The organism is Candidatus Uabimicrobium amorphum (assembly GCF_009002475.1).
Taxonomy (GTDB): Bacteria; Planctomycetota; Uabimicrobiia; order Uabimicrobiales; family Uabimicrobiaceae; genus Uabimicrobium; species Uabimicrobium amorphum.
In genome coordinates this window covers 6619252-6634738 of the sequence record NZ_AP019860.1, presented here as the reverse complement: position 1 = coordinate 6634738, position 15487 = coordinate 6619252, and the positions used below count along the sequence as shown (strand labels likewise).

13 protein-coding genes are annotated in these 15487 nt (G+C 38.7%); 9 read left to right on the top strand and 4 right to left on the bottom strand.

Translation table 11 applies throughout. The features are described from left to right. Window positions 1-29 precede the first annotated feature (29 nt). Complete coding sequence (locus tag UABAM_RS23450; RefSeq protein ID WP_151970428.1) at window positions 30-692, bottom strand: STAS domain-containing protein; 663 nt, start codon at window positions 690-692, stop codon at window positions 30-32. A gap of 165 nt (window positions 693-857) precedes the next feature. Between UABAM_RS23450 and UABAM_RS23445 the strand changes: the two genes are divergently transcribed. The 5 genes from UABAM_RS23445 (at window position 858) to UABAM_RS23430 (ending at window position 3984) form a co-directional block, all read left to right on the top strand. Beyond that, window positions 858-1160: a hypothetical protein gene (locus tag UABAM_RS23445; protein ID WP_151970427.1), complete on the top strand. Its 303-nt coding sequence runs from the start codon at window positions 858-860 to the stop codon at window positions 1158-1160. A gap of 12 nt (window positions 1161-1172) precedes the next feature. Next, window positions 1173-1622, top strand: coding sequence for a hypothetical protein (locus UABAM_RS23440; RefSeq protein ID WP_151970426.1), 450 nt, complete (start codon window positions 1173-1175; stop codon window positions 1620-1622). Window positions 1623-1632: 10 nt separating this feature from the next. Beyond that, a complete protein-coding gene (locus UABAM_RS33555; RefSeq protein WP_173013527.1) occupies window positions 1633-1788 on the top strand; it encodes a hypothetical protein in 156 nt (51 codons plus the stop codon). Between the two features lie 37 nt (window positions 1789-1825). After that, a complete protein-coding gene (locus tag UABAM_RS23435) occupies window positions 1826-2815 on the top strand; it encodes an NAD-dependent epimerase/dehydratase family protein (RefSeq protein WP_151970425.1) in 990 nt (329 codons plus the stop codon). Window positions 2816-2916: 101 nt separating this feature from the next. Next, window positions 2917-3984, top strand: coding sequence for an LVIVD repeat-containing protein (locus UABAM_RS23430; protein ID WP_151970424.1), 1068 nt, complete (start codon window positions 2917-2919; stop codon window positions 3982-3984). A 115-nt stretch (window positions 3985-4099) separates the two neighbouring features. Here the strand turns inward: UABAM_RS23430 and UABAM_RS23425 are convergent, their stop codons facing one another. After that, window positions 4100-4537, bottom strand: a complete 438-nt coding sequence (locus UABAM_RS23425; RefSeq protein WP_151970423.1) for a hypothetical protein — start codon at window positions 4535-4537, stop codon at window positions 4100-4102. 226 nt (window positions 4538-4763) lie between these two features. Here UABAM_RS23425 and UABAM_RS23420 point away from each other — a divergent pair, with 226 nt between their 5' ends. After that, the gene (locus tag UABAM_RS23420) at window positions 4764-7712 is read left to right on the top strand and encodes a protein kinase domain-containing protein (RefSeq protein ID WP_151970422.1); all 2949 of its coding nucleotides are present in this window, start codon (window positions 4764-4766) and stop codon (window positions 7710-7712) included. 254 nt (window positions 7713-7966) lie between these two features. Continuing rightward, window positions 7967-10378: an alpha/beta hydrolase family protein gene (locus UABAM_RS23415; RefSeq protein WP_151970421.1), complete on the top strand. Its 2412-nt coding sequence runs from the start codon at window positions 7967-7969 to the stop codon at window positions 10376-10378. Window positions 10379-10456: 78 nt separating this feature from the next. Here UABAM_RS23415 and UABAM_RS23410 read toward each other — a convergent pair whose 3' ends face one another. After that, on the bottom strand, window positions 10457-12352 hold the full coding sequence (locus tag UABAM_RS23410; RefSeq protein ID WP_229759435.1) for an eCIS core domain-containing protein: 1896 nt from the start codon (window positions 12350-12352) through the stop codon (window positions 10457-10459). A 460-nt stretch (window positions 12353-12812) separates the two neighbouring features. Between UABAM_RS23410 and UABAM_RS23405 the strand changes: the two genes are divergently transcribed. Together UABAM_RS23405 and UABAM_RS23400 are read left to right on the top strand one after the other, a co-directional pair. Next, entirely contained in the window at window positions 12813-13238 is a 426-nt protein-coding gene (locus UABAM_RS23405) for a hypothetical protein (protein WP_151970420.1), read from the top strand. Between the two features lie 199 nt (window positions 13239-13437). Then, the gene (locus tag UABAM_RS23400; RefSeq protein WP_151970419.1) at window positions 13438-14394 is read left to right on the top strand and encodes an aldo/keto reductase; all 957 of its coding nucleotides are present in this window, start codon (window positions 13438-13440) and stop codon (window positions 14392-14394) included. Between the two features lie 57 nt (window positions 14395-14451). Here the strand turns inward: UABAM_RS23400 and UABAM_RS23395 are convergent, their stop codons facing one another. Next, window positions 14452-15477, bottom strand: coding sequence for an Lnb N-terminal periplasmic domain-containing protein (locus UABAM_RS23395; protein WP_151970418.1), 1026 nt, complete (start codon window positions 15475-15477; stop codon window positions 14452-14454). Between the last annotated feature and the right edge of the window lie 10 nt (window positions 15478-15487).

Below are 15487 nucleotides of genomic sequence, written 5' to 3'. Positions count from 1 at the left end.
CTACAATCCGTTTTGTACGTTTAGGTTGATTACATTGTGCAATCTTCTAATGCGGCTTCTTCGTCAACGTATATACCGGGGAAAAATCTATCGACACCTAGCATTTTAAACACGATCATACGCTTTTCAGGTATGGATACAAATTTTGTCGCCACTCCTTTTTCTTTACAGCGATCAACAATATTTACCAATCCACTATGCCCACCCATTTTGGCATAGCGCATATTCTGAAAATTAAAAATAATCACTGTGGCACCTTTTTTAACCATGTCATCTACTAGATTTTGTAAGACACTCATAGTAATGGGAGTGAAGTATATTACTTCTATACGAATTATTTTATCTTCTTGTATACGTGATATCTTGAAATAGCCGTTACACAGAGAAAGAGAGTATATGTGTGTCGTAAACCACAAATCTTGATAACCGCTACCTATATCTAGATGAGTGATGTAACCATTTTGAAAAGTACTCGATTTCATCTCTCCGACATGTAAGGTGGCAAAATGGCAACTACTAAAGTGACAGTTCTCCATTTTTTCTACATCAAAATCACTACGAAAGCTACAGTTTTCAAAGACACTATCACGAAGAAACACCTGATTCTTTGTATATATGGAGCAGCCACGGTATTTCGTATTGGTCGCAATAGAGTTTGATATATTTTGCAGAGCTATTTCTCTATCTAGCATTATGATAGGCTCCTTGAATACAAAGTTAAGTAAAAAATTATAAAAAATAATCTGTTCATTGAAAATTCGTTCTATAAAAAGCAAAATAAAGAAAATCGAAGATTTTCTTTTGAGATTTTAAAAGTAACAAACTAAATTGTAAAGATCATGCTCAAAGGACAAATAATGAAACCACTTATATATTTAATTCTATCCTGTTTCGCATTGCAAGGATGCTATATTGCTCCAAACAAGGATGGAAAAACATTTGACGAGAAGTATGGAGAGCACTTAAAGCATCACTACTCAGAAAACCAACGCCAACAGCTTTATGAAGTGATGAAGAACGAACCGCTCAAAAAATTCGAATTGATTCACTGGGAAGTAAATCCTCAGATTGCAATCGCGACTGCACAACAACAGCAAAAGCCTATTTTAGTGTTTTTCTCGGTAAATGAGTTTGCCAAGAAAGATACCGAGCATTGCTGACTTGGTGGACGTGTGACGAAGAGCAGTGTGCTCTCTGACGATCAGGTAATTCAATTTATCAATAATAACTTTGTTGCGTTGTCCGTCAACATAACCACCAACGGTTTTCCGCCAGAGATAAGAGGATTAGAAAAGTATCGCAAAGCCTACAAATCACTGGAGTTTATTCTTGAAAACTATTTTTTTGGGCATGTTGTGGTTGGCAGTGACGGAAAATTTATGTTTGGCCACTCTGGCAGCGGTATAAAAGACCTTTACGAAATATCTCCTTGCTATCACCCAGACAAATACCTACGTTTTCTACAACGCAGCTTAGTCCTCTTTAATCGCTGTCAGAAAATTCGTAGTGATATGACACTCAACTATCAGGAGAAATATGCACGCCTGGAAGTCTTAGGTCAAGAGATTGTCGATTTTATCAATGTATATGACAATTTACAGGCAAACAAAGACAAACTTTGAGGAATTTCCTATGAACAGAAAAAGCTTTATATTTATATCAATTTTCAGCAGTATTTTCCTCATTTCCTGTCGGTATATAGAAGAGCAGAAGCAAATCAAAGAATTTGCCACCTACTACGCAGGTCATCCTTTGCCTTCACAAATAGAAAAAGGTGCTAAAGAATAGTTTATGGGGTATTGGGAAAAGATGATAGGACAAAGAAATGGACGTAAAAAATAAATGTATCGCGATTACCGGTATCGGAGGTTTCATCGGAGCGAGGATGGCACACCGGGCTTTACAAAATGGTATGCGCGTTAAAGGCTTAGAAATCTGCGAACAAAAAGCAGAACAAGTACGGCAAGAAGGTGTAAAAGTCATTGTCGGAGACATTAACAATCCAAATGCTGTAGAACAACTATGCCAACAAAGTGACGTCGTGTTTCACACCGCTGCCATCGTAAAAGAGGGGGGAGACTCAGCTCTATTTCGCAAGGTAAACGTCGAAGGCAGTCGTCTAGTGGCACAAAAAGCCATCGAGAATAGTGTACGACATTTTATTCACTTATCCTCGGTGATGGTCTACGGTTTTCACTATCCACAAAACGCAACAGAAGATACACCAATGAGTGAACAACAAAATCCTTATTGCCAGACAAAAATAGAGGGAGAACAAGTCGTAATGGCTTTTCATCACCAGGGCAAACTAAAAGTCACAGTAATACGTCCGGGGGATGTCTATGGTCCTGGTTCCATTCCTTGGGTCGTCCGTCCTATACAAGAAATGCGTAAAGGCATTTTACCTGTTCCCTCGACAGGGGTTATTAATCATGTCTATGTGGATAATCTCATTGATTTCGTGTTTCTTGCTATGGAAAAAAATCTCTATGGCGAGGCGTTTAATGTTACCGATGGCGAGGCAACTTCTTTGCTCAAGTTCTTCGGTTACTATCGTAAAATGATTGGCAAGGGTAAGTTACTTGCTCTATCTCCTATGTCACTTCGTTTTTTATGTCACATTGTGGAAAAATTTTATACATTCATTGGACAAACCCCCACCGTAACGATAGATTCGGTAAATTTCTTAAACCGCAAGAACGCATACTCGATCGTTAAAGCGCAACAACTAGGCTATACACCTAAAATTAGTCTAGATCAAGGAATGTGTTTTATACAACAGTGGCTTCACGATAGTGAAAATAAAATGCTTTGAGTTACTTATAAATGAGTAACCATCACAAAAAATCCTGGTCTAAATCGTATTTTCTATTTAAAATAGATGTAAATTAAATACGATTTGTTAAGAGGATAAACATGAAGATTATTATTTTTTTATTGGTCGCAATGAGTTTTATATATTGCGACGAGCATACCATATTCGCTACAGTGAACCACCAAAGTGACAATATCACTTTCCTTGATTTAAAAGACCCAAGTAATCCCACCACTATTTCCCATGAAAGTATAGAATCACCCACGTACATAGCTTATGGTGACGGTATTTTTATTGTGATTAGCCAAAATGGTCTTTTAGCAATTGATCCCAATAACACCAAAGATATTATACCTATCCAAAATAAACACTTGTCAAAGCCAAGCTCTATTACCTTTGGTGGTGGTTATTTTGTTGTAAACAATTTTCCGAATAAGAACCTTGTTTTCATCGAATCTAAAGCTCCCTATAAAGCAACATCTATACCACTGAAAAATACTTCAGTAGGAGCTCATATTGGCGATGGAGTATTTGCCGTATCAAACGGTGAAAAAGGTGTTCTCCTTGTTGATGCAAAAAATCCGACAAACATAAAAAAAATCATACCCGATGTAGAAACTTCGTATAGCATGGCTTACGGCGGAGGCTTTTTAGGCATTAGCACCCAAGGATATCAGAAGGCTGGCAAACCAGGGACAATCATTTTAGTTGACATGAAAAATCCAGACAAACAGCCTGTCATTATTACAGATGCGAGAGCAAGTCGCCCCATTAGAATTGCATATGGCGGTGGGTTTTTCATAGTTCTCAATTATTGGAGTAATAACTTCACGTTAGTAGATCCCCAAAACCCAAAAAATTATTTTGTTTCTGAGAGAAATGATGAATACTTTTCATTTCCATCTGATGCGGTTTTCGGAGATGGTGTATTTGCGATTCACAATGTGCACAACGAATACGCTGTATTCGTTGATCCAAAAAACCCGCAAAAGTTAAGAGCTGTTTGGTCTGGCCCCATTCGTCAAATCGAATTTGGTGGTAACTGCTTTGCAATGATCCATGACAGCGATGTCACGTACATAACTCTAGCGCGCTCCCAAGGTAAAAGCACTTCAACTGTCATAGATTGGAATGCAGAGTTTCTGTATGACATGACATTTTCAAAGTAAGCTGATAGGAAAATTTAGGATAAAACCTATGGCAAAGCTTTAGAAGTCGCGGTCGGGGCTTCTAAAGCAAAATATTTTAAGGTATGTACGTCAAATTAGCAAAATACAACTTCATCTAATTATTTTCACCATTTTCGAAATCACGAACACCAATAAGAAGTTTTTTTAAGCCACTCAAAAACAAGACGATGCCAAGACAAATAAAAACCACCCCACCATATTTGTTATCGTAAACAAACTTTGTTTTTAGAAGTCTCGCCAAATCCCACACGCTATCATTTCGGGAAATCACATCACATCCAATAAACGTCATGTATCCACACCCAACTAAAATAAAAATCTTCAAAGTGTCATCAAAACAAAAAGTAGCGGTTACCATCTTTGGTAGGATCAACAAGTATACCGTTGCCATTACTAAGCAACCTGTTTTCAGGATAGATGAACGTTCTGTGATAAAACCAAAATAGATAAATGCACAGCATGCCCCTAAAATTCCGATGACAACCATACTTCGCAAAAGTGTTTTTTCCATTGGACTTGGTTCAAAAGTCATTGATTTTCTCCTTTTTTCGTCACGTTTCCCCCCCAATTATTATCTAATATAACAAAGTTTTTCTGGCAGCACACTTTACTAAATTTTACAATGGCAAAAGTCATTCGAAAGTACAATCATAAAAACTATTTAAGTCGATAACTATTTGGTTTTTTCGGTGTATTTATGCACTGGCATGATTGTTATTAGGCAAATGGCGTCTAAGCAATCATTTTAGGGAAAATTTATGGAAAATGATCATCGAACATCTTTGCCTTCAAGCACTAAGTCGCAAAATCAGGGTACAAACAAACAGCCACTCATAAACTTTGGTCGATACAACTTACTACAAGAACTCGGACGTGGTGGAATGGGAATTGTTTACAAGGCTTATGATACAAAGCTCAAGTCCGTGGTGGCACTTAAAATAATTATGAGTCGCGAAAAAGAATACCTTGAGCGCTTTTTTATCGAAGCGACCATAATTGCCAAACTAAACCATCCGCATATTATTCGATTTTACGAATGTGGTGGAACACCGCGACCGCATTTTACGATGGAGTACATCGAAGGAGTTACTCTTAGCAATTTAATCAAAGAGCGTAGTATTACACCATCGCAGTTGGTAGATCTGATGATACCGTTATGTGAGGCCTTACACTTTGCACATCAAAACAACGTAATGCACCGTGATATCAAACCAGGTAATATTATGATTACAAATGATAATATCGTAAAAATTATGGACTTTGGTTTGGCGAAAACTAGCGATGCGACGCAACAACTATCTCGATCAGGTCAGATTTTGGGTACAGTACATTACATGGCCCCTGAGCAAGTGTTGGGTAACGCTGATTATGCCAGTGACATATATTCTCTCGGCGCATCGATGTACGAAGCATTGACATTTCGTACCGTATATCAGGGGGCACTTGATGTGAATATCATTGTACAGGTCACCGATAGTACGCCCATTCCTTTGCGCCAACTCAATCCGGATATTTCCCCATATCTTGAGGCAATCTGCCTAAAGTGCTTGCGGAAAAATCCGCAAAAACGATATAACAATTTTGCGCAACTCGCCCAAGAATTACGAAATTATAAAGAAAATAAGCCCATTATTGCACGTAAATATAGCTCATGGGATGTGGTGAACAATTTTATAGCCAAACACAAAATCATATGTGGAAGTTTGTTACTTATCTTTGTCATTTTGATTACAGCACTTGTGGTTACAACTGATGCACTGCGCTATGCCGAGAAAGAGCGTGTAGAGGCTGACACGAAAAGTAAGGAAGCTCAGGAAGCCACATTACAAAAAGAAAAAGAAAAGCAAAAGACAAGGTTAGCTTTAAATAAAGTAATGAAGGCATTAAGTTACGCGATAGAAGAGCATCGTAGTCTACAGCAAGACCAAAAGTTTGCGGAGTTGTTTTCTGAGATTTTTCTTGATATTGAAGAGTATGGAGAAAATCAAGATTGGAGCTTTATCAAAGGTTATATCACCTCGAAGATCGGGAAATCCCAAAAGAGTATTGAATATTTCTCGAAGCGCATACAACAAACCCCCAATAGTTCTTATGCGTATTTGAATCGTTCGTTGGTGTATACCGAATTGGGAGAGCACAAAAAAGCATTATCCGATATAAATAGAGCCGTCGAAATGGATGCAAACAATGCGCAATTTTGGCATTGGCGTGGATATATTTATTTTCAAATAAACAATTACCAAAAAGCCGCTAAAGATTATAAAAAATCGATTATGTTGGCTCCTAAAAAAGCGCAAGGGTATCATAGTTTGGCTTATCTTTACTATCGGCAAAAAAAATATCACCTCGCAATTGAAAATTTTAATGCGGCAATTCGATGCGATCAAAATTCGGCCTCAGCATACAATAGTCGCGGCCTAGTTTATTTTGTTCGGAAACAATATGAAGTCGCGCTGCGCGATTACAAAAAAGCCATTGTTTTAGATCCAGAAATGACCATTGCATATGTAAATAGCATTAGGGTATATCTGCAACAAAATAAATATCAACAAGCACTACAATATTTAGCGGAATTGCCACCGTCAGCGATGACGTATACCTGTCGTGCGATGGTCTATGTTCATCTTGGTAAAGAAGAAGAGGTATTGGCAAACTTAAATCGCGCTATTGAAATGAAAACTTCGCTTTTACATCCTTATACACTGCGTTTACAAATTTATTTGAAACAAAAACAATATGCGAAAGCGTTGGAAGATGCCAATAATGCCATTCGCCTTGCGGGTAGTTATTCATATAAAGATCGTTGGTTACAACAAGAAAAGTCCATCGATTTCTATAGTAGTAAACCTACGACAACAAATTCGAACATTGCACTTAGTTATTATAATCGCGGGGCTGTTTACGATAAAATGCGAAAATGGCCACTTGCCATTACTGATTTCTCCAAAGCCATTTCCATCGATGCGAATTTCACCGAAGCCTATTTGGGCAGATCGTTGTCATATAGGCGCGATAAAAAGTATCCTCAAGCTCTACAAGATATCAACAAATGTATTACTCTACAGCCGCAAAATGCCAATCATTACTATATACGTGGTAAAGTATATACTTATATGAACAATGACGACCTAGCCAAATTAGACTTTGATAAAAGTATATCGCTCGATTCACAACACGCTAAAAGCTATTACTGGCGCGGACGAATGTATGATTATCAGGAACAACATGAGCTCGCAATCGCTGACTATAGCACGTGTATTATTTATGATCCACAACATAAAAATGCTTATTTTCGACGTGGAAACGTTTATGAACGGCAGCAAAAGTACCAGATGGCGATTAAAGATTGGCAAGCAAGTGCAAAATTGGAATCCGACTATACACGTGCCATCAAAGTCAAAATAGCTAACGCGACACGCAAAATGAACGGCACTTTTGTGGCAAAACAACATGACAGTATTAAAAGCGCTGTTACATATCACTATAACAACGAAGGAGAATGGGCAGGGGTTTATAAGGTGGATGTGATTGAAAAAATGGAGATGCAGTGGCAAAAAAAAGATCTCATAAAAATCCATGCGCAATATACATACGCACCAATTGTGGCGGGGAAAAATTCTGGAATAGATCGGCGGTATTTTATTTTACGTAAGCGCAATTTTTACTATGCCGTAATTGAAATGGGAGGAGCAGGTTCAGGGAATTAATAAAGTTACATCTACGAAATCATATATTTTTAATTTACAAATACGATTGCAAATTGACATTTACATATGTGTAAAACTTTAAGGAGCACGCCCCAAAAAGTGGCTATAAAGAACTTGTTGTAAAAAAGAAAAAATAACCATTTTCACAAAGACAAGTGGGGGTGTCTTTTGTTAGTTTAACTTGTTTGTTAGTGGTGTGTCGTGACGCGCCCCTATATGATAACCACAAAAATATTAAAATAAAGGATGTTGTTATGTGCAAAATTTGGTGGATGTGCTTACTTATATGGTTTGCACCGCTTAGTATATATTCGCAAACTCATTTAAAATACCAACAACCGGCTAAAGAAATTTTGGATTTGGCCACTGCAAAGCTACCACCTTCTGTTGTGATGAATGATGATGGTACACACATGGTTTTTCTTTATCGCAATAGGTATAAGAGCTTAGCAACTTTGTCAGAGAAAGAGATGCGTCTCGCAGGACTGAGAATAAATCCTGTCACAAATATCGGAAGTAGAAGTACATTTTATAGAGATGTCACGATGGTGATGGTTGGTAGCAAAGAAAAAATAAATATCAAAGGACTCCCAGACAATCTTCGTTTGGCACATTTTAGCTTTTCGCCAGATCAAAAAGTTTTCGTATTTACCAACACCACTTTAAAAGGTGTCGAACTGTGGTGCGTAGATATAAAGAGTGCTACCGCCAAAAAACTCACAGAAGATACCTTGAATGCCAATATGGGAACGCCTTATCAGTGGTTTGCAGATAGTAATTCTTTGTTGGTGAAATTTTTACCAAAAAACCGCGCAACAATTATCGACAAAAGATCTACTCTGCCTGCTGGCCCAAGAATATCTGTAAACTCCGGCAAAAAGGCACAAAATAGAACCTACCAGGATCTTTTAAAAGATCGTATTGATGAGGAAAATTTTCAGACTTTAGTAAAAGCCGAGCTGCACAAAGTGGACTTAGATGGTGGAAAACAATTATGGCTAAAAGCGGATTTATACAAAAGAATCTACTTTTCCCCCTCTGGAGACTACGTTCTGGTGAGTACGATAGAAAAGCCCTTTTCTTATCTGGTGACATACAACAGATTCCCTTCTACGCTAAAGCTTTATGATAAAGAAGGCAAGTTGATCAAGACAATACTGAAAGTACCCTTGATCGAAGATTTACCAAAAGGATTTATGGCAGAACGAAAAGGTATGCGCAATGTTTCATGGCGATTAGACAAACCGGCGACTCTTTACTGGGCAGAAGCTTTAGATGAAGGTGATCCGGCGGTCAAGGTAAAATATCGTGACCAGGTGTACGAACAAGACATGCCTGACGGCGAACCGCGAAAATTGTTCAAAACCATCAATCGTTTTTATGTTGTGTATTGGGGCAACGACAAATTGGCCATTGCCGCAGATTATTGGTGGAACACCCGCAATAAAAAAACCTATATTGTCGATCCATCGGCAACAGATACAACGCCAAAAGTAATTTTCGATAAAAACTACCAAGACAGATACAATGATCCGGGTAATTTTGTAACCGCAAAAAACAAATTCCATAAAAACGTATTATACGTCAAAGATGGAAAACTTCTCCTCCAAGGAAATGGCTATTCCCCAACAGGAATTAGACCATTTATTGATGAATATTCTATTGCCACAGGGAAAACAGAACGACTATGGCGGGCAAGTGGAAAAACGGCACTTGAAATGATACAAACTCCTGTTGATCTCGAGAAAGGAATATTTCTAACTTCTGTACAATCAAAATCTATCTTTCCCAATTACTATTTGAGAAATATGTTTGAAAAAGATAAGAAGCCTGTACAAATCACTTTTTTTGAAAATCCTTTTAAAAGCATCATGAGTGTACACAAGGAATTGATCAAATACCAAAGAGACGATGGACTAGATTTATCCGCTGTTCTTTACCTGCCCATCGGCTACGAAAAAGGTAAAAAATATCCCATGTTGTTATGGGCTTATCCGCGGGAATTTAAAGATAAAAAAAGTGCCAGTCAGGTCACTTCTTCCCACCATCAATTCGTTTATCCACGCTACTCATCTCCTATTTTCTGGGTGACGCGCGGCTATGTTGTTCTCGACCGTACGGCGTTTCCCATCATCGGAGAAAAAGACAACCAGCCAAATGACAGCTTTGTGAAACAGCTCGTCGCCAACGCCAAAGCGGCTATTGATGCTGTGGATACACTAGGCTACATAGATCGAACACGAGTGGCAGTAGGAGGACATTCCTACGGCGCGTTTATGACCGCCAATCTTCTCAGCCATTCCAATCTTTTTGCCGCAGGTATCGCAAGAAGCGGTGCGTACAACAGAACACTAACGCCTTTTGGTTTCCAAGCAGAAGAACGCAGCTACTGGGAAGCCCCACAAATTTACTACCAGATGTCGCCATTTATGCATGCGGATAAAATGAAAACACCACTCCTTTTGATCCACGGCGAAGCCGACAACAACTCTGGAACCTATCCGATGCAAAGCGAACGATACTTCAATGCTCTCAAAGGACTTGGCGCCACAGTTAGACTGGTCATGCTTCCAAAAGAAAGTCATGGCTACCGAGCAAGAGAATCGGTGTTGCATATGTTATGGGAACAAGATAGCTGGTTAGAAAAACACGTAGGTAAAAGGTAAAAAATAGAATAAATTCTAGAAAACGGTCCTTTTTTTAGGGCCGTTCTCTTTTGTCTCAATTACTTTTCACAGGAGTATTTATTTAGTTATCTCATCTTTGTTTCCCATTACGTTTCTGTTCTCAAAAGACACATCCAATCCCTTAGGAAGTTCATTAGGATTATCATCTGAGCTACCTTGACTTTGCGTTTTAACTTTTTTGAGTTGTTCATCATTTATTTTACTTTGGATCTCGACAAAATGTCCAAAGTACTCGCCCTTCTTTTTTGTCCATCCATGACTTCTCTGAACTAACTCGTAAAAAGCTCTGTAATCTTTTCTTACTTTATCTAATAAATCCCGATATGGATTCTTAACTTTTTTATCACCTTTCGATAAGTCAAAAAGCTCATGCGAAAGAATATGAACGTTATTTATTAGTTTAATCTCTGATATATTTTTTAGAGCTAAAAAGTTCAAATTCTCTCTTCTTTTTTGGTCATTTGTTAACTTTTTATTTTTCTTTCTTATCTCATCAATCGATTTATTCTGTTTCAGCAAATACTCTTTAAACCTATCAATAAAAAGTTTGGTCTTAAAAATTGGTACAGTTCTACCATCTTCTATTCCAAATGTACTCGAACTTACTTTATCTGTTAAATCTTTTGCGTTGAACTCTTCGATATAAATGCTTCCAGGCAATTCATCGTCATCACCCGTCGGAGCTTTAGGAAGCTCTCCTTCTTTTGTTACAATAGCCATTTTAAGGTCGAATTGAATTTCGGCATGTATAACACTTGGAATAGATATTGTACTATCGTTCTTGCTAGCCTCTTCCTGCAATGGTTTTACAATCTGCTCAGGAATGATCAAATCGGCAACTATTTTCGCATCTTTGTAACCCCGTTTTACATTGCCGAAATTAGTTTCGATTTTTATCATGGGAATATCGTGCTTTTTAAAATACTTGAGAGCTTCTTTAAAACCTTGCGTTAGATCATTAAAATCTTCGTAAATGATTCTCCCGCGTAAAATATCCTTGACCTTATCAATTAATTTGTTGGCATCAAATACATAAGCCTTATTCTTTGCCTCAAGTTCACCTAACTTTAATAGCGTTTTGGTTTTTATCTTCTCTAAACCTTTTACCGGCGGAACATTCGCAAATCCAAAGGTCTTATCGGCGAGTACAGTAACGGCTTTTTTGAATCGCGAATGTAATTGGTCTGCTATTTTTTGATATAAAGTAGCATATTCTTCTATTTGCTTTTCTTTTTCATCTTTGGTTGGACCAACCGATTCACTAGCCTGGCTATTTGTAGTCACTTCATCTACACGCTGGATCACATTTGACTGAGCAACTCGTTGCACGGCATTATCGGAAGATGAAGCCATCTTTTGTCCCAAATTGACTGCCTTCTGTCCCATTACATCGGCTTCTCTTTCGAGTCCAGCGTTATCGTTCACTGCCACACCATTCTTCAACTGCATAGTGGGTTTGACGCGTCCTTGCTTTTGTTGTACGGTATGCCACCCTTCGTGAGGCAAATGTTTTTCTTGTCCACGTCCAACAAAAATATCAGTGCCTTGGGCATACGCAAGAGCCCCTACCGATTTCGGTTTTGGTGAGTTGTAGTGGACTTTTACATCAGAGAGATTCATTCCCGATAGCTGTTCTAAACCGTTTTGAAGTTCTCCTGGTAATCCGTCTTTTTTTTGGATAGGTGTGTTGCGATTGAGATTACTCGTTGTTGTTTGTACTAGTCGTTGTATGACATTATCGACCGGTGCTTGAGAACTCGAACCATCGTTAAATAATTGCACAACTGCCCGATTGCCAACCGTATTTTGTAACTGCATAACATCCTGATAGTTCATTGATGACTGGTCAATACTTGCCTTCTGAATCACATTTACAGAAGGAGTGTCCTGTGTTGGTTTGGGAGCAGTTTGTTGTTGTTTGTTTATACGTTCTTGTTTTCGATATTTTTGCATCACACAACCTTACAAATCTGTTTATTTGAAACTAAACAATAACTTTTTTCCTTAGTAATCTTATCTTGCAGAGGTCGATCAAAGAATAGCCAACTCTAGATAACACATCTTGCACACTGTTTTTTTAATTATACTTTTACGGCGTTTTACGGTAAATTGTTTATGGAGTTTTTACATTCTAATGAAAAACACAATATTTTTCAATAGAGTTTACAATTCAATACCCTCATCATAAGCCCTAGAACAGGTTACAAACCGTCGAAAAAGTTCTTAGTATTTTTCATTTTCATTGCGTCAATTTCCCGGGAAAATCCTTCGAATATTGTAAATAGACTGTCCAACCCAGAAGCGTTGCGCGCTTGTCATCTCATTTTGTTAAAAATTATTTCTTGGTACGGCAATTGCTATTCTTTTAGAATAAATAAAAAATTTGTTAACAAAACATTTTTAGGAGTACAGTATGAACCCTTACAGTATCATCTTAGCAGCTACTATGCCCATAGTAATTTGGGCGATTTTCACTAAACTACGATTACCGTTCATGATTGTCTTTTCTTTGTTTTCTGGTTTATTTGGGGCGGCTTTGTCTGTCTACAATGGAATTGGCAGAGGCGAATCAATGACAACGGCGATCGTAGGCGCTGTTGCAACTGTTGTTGCTTTTGCGGCAATGGTGCGACAAATTAAACATTGTAAAAGTGGTGAGCGCGGCTTAGAGGGATTAGTGATTATTTTTATATCGCTATTTATTACCTGCCTTATGGTATTCTTAGCGATGTATGCTCTTTTCGAATCAAAATCCATACCATTTACAATAGGATTCGGAATAATTGCTTTACTTGCTTTTTTTAAAGCTGTTCATCGCCAAGTTGTCTATTCACGTTGATTGCAAAGTTCACTTCCCATGGCAACATAAAGCCTGAACTGCTATTTTCGGAGGAGAAAACGAAAGTCCTAATTTTCAAAGTCAGTGCAGTTATTTGTCGCATGGGACAGAACTTTTAGTTCATAGACAGCCTCGATCAAATTTTTTATAATTAGGCACAATATCATCATTTCATTACTAGAAGTAAAAGGAGACAGAGATGAACAAGGCAACATTGGGGGCTAGCGATTTAAGCGTATTTCGCCTGGGTTTAGGGTGTATGGGTATGTCCGAATTTTACGGTGCCACCGATGCCGAACAGGAGTCGATTCGTACACTACACAAGGCCCTAGAAATGGGTATTAATTTTTACGACACGGCTGATATATATGGCAATGGACACAATGAACAACTTGTAGGAAAAGCTTTTCACGATCGACGAGATCGCGTAGTATTGGCGACCAAATTTGGTATCGTTCGCGATGAACAGGGCAATTTCCAAGGGATAGATTGTAGTCCAGAATACATAAAAAAAGCGTGTGATAGAAGCCTCAAGAATTTGGGACTTGATGTCATTGATCTCTACTATGCGCACCGGCTAGACGACAAAGTTCCCGTCGAGGAAACAGTAGGAGCGATGAAAGAGCTTGTCGCAGAGGGAAAAGTACGCTATCTTGGTCTCAGTGAAGCACCTGCTGCGCAACTGCGACGCGCTCATGCCGTCCATCCAATCACCGCACTGCAAACAGAATACTCTATGTGGAGTCGCGAACCCGAAGGGGAAATTTTAAAAACTTGCCAGGAACTTAACATTGCTTTTGTTGCTTACAGTCCTTTAGGACGCGGTTTTTTGACCGGCGCTATTCCATCACGTGATACCCTAGACAAAGACGACTGGAGATTGACCAACCCGAGATTCCAGGAAGAAGCGATGGAAGAAAATAAAAAATTCGTTGTTCTGATTGAAGAAATCGCCAAGGAAAAAAAAGTCACTCCGGCCCAAGTTGCTTTGGCCTGGGTTTTACACCAGGGACAAAACATGTTTCCTATTCCCGGAACGCGCAAAGTTTCGCGACTCAAGGAAAACATGGAGGCAGCGAACATTCAATTCAGCGAAGAAGAACTCTCGCAAATTCAGCAAAAACTACCAAAGGCTACTGCTGGCGAGCGTTATTAAGTTAAATATGCTTCACCTTCCATAGTAAATATCGAGCCTGAAAGCTCGATATTTACCTCATTTATCTTCCCACAAACCTTCGCGAATTTGTTTGGAAAACTCCGCAATATTTTTACATGCCTGTGCTTGTTCATTGATAAAACTCTTTTTACGCAGCTCTTTGAATGGCAAGTTTCCCTTCAACAAATTATTTTCGTGTAGATATTCATCCAGGTAACCATTGAGTATAATTCGCCAGTTCCACGAAAGTTGCCCGCCTGTACTGCGATTGTGATAGTGCACCATTGTTGTACAGTTGTGTGATAATGCATTGTACCATTGTGGAGTTTCTGCCAGTGCATTGATTTGATTGAGATAAGCTTCTAGCAAACCGCGGATTTTTGCGACAGGGGCGTTCATCCTATATAAAAATACCTGTTCGCCGCGATGGTGCGTACGTAATCGAATGACATCTCTTTCATCCGCCACCACATAATAAAGTTCAAATTGGCGAAAAAAACCGAGCGTTGTGGAATAGGTTTCCCCTTTTTCTTTTCGCGTTTCAATGGATATCGCGAGAAATCGTCCATCGTCAAAACCCCAACTGAAAATGGGATGGGCAATTTTAGGATCTCCCCAGTAAACCAAAAACATATCAAGTGAACGCAGCTTTCCCAGATCATACGTACGCTTTTCCCATCGTTCTGTGTAGTCTACAGTCGAACGATACTCAAAATTTCGCAGATGGTATATGGTCAGCAGGTCACCTTCCAAAGTTGTTCTTGGAACACATGCGACATCTTTTAGCCAATCTCTATTGTCCTGTGCAGGAATCATTAGCCACCAGGTTACCACCGACAAAAACATAGCAAGATGTATCCATAAAGCACGGAGATACGGACGTACATAGATGACATTTCCGATTGCTGCCAGTACAAAGACGCAACTCATCAGAATAGCTAGTATACGGCTAACGGAGACATCGATCCACAGCGCCGCGGCTGACCATGTGGTTGTCAGAATAAAAGTAGGTACCATAAGTATCCATACCAATATTTGTACATATTTCAATTTGTTTGTTATCTTTTTTTGATGTGGTGTCATGATTTTTTAC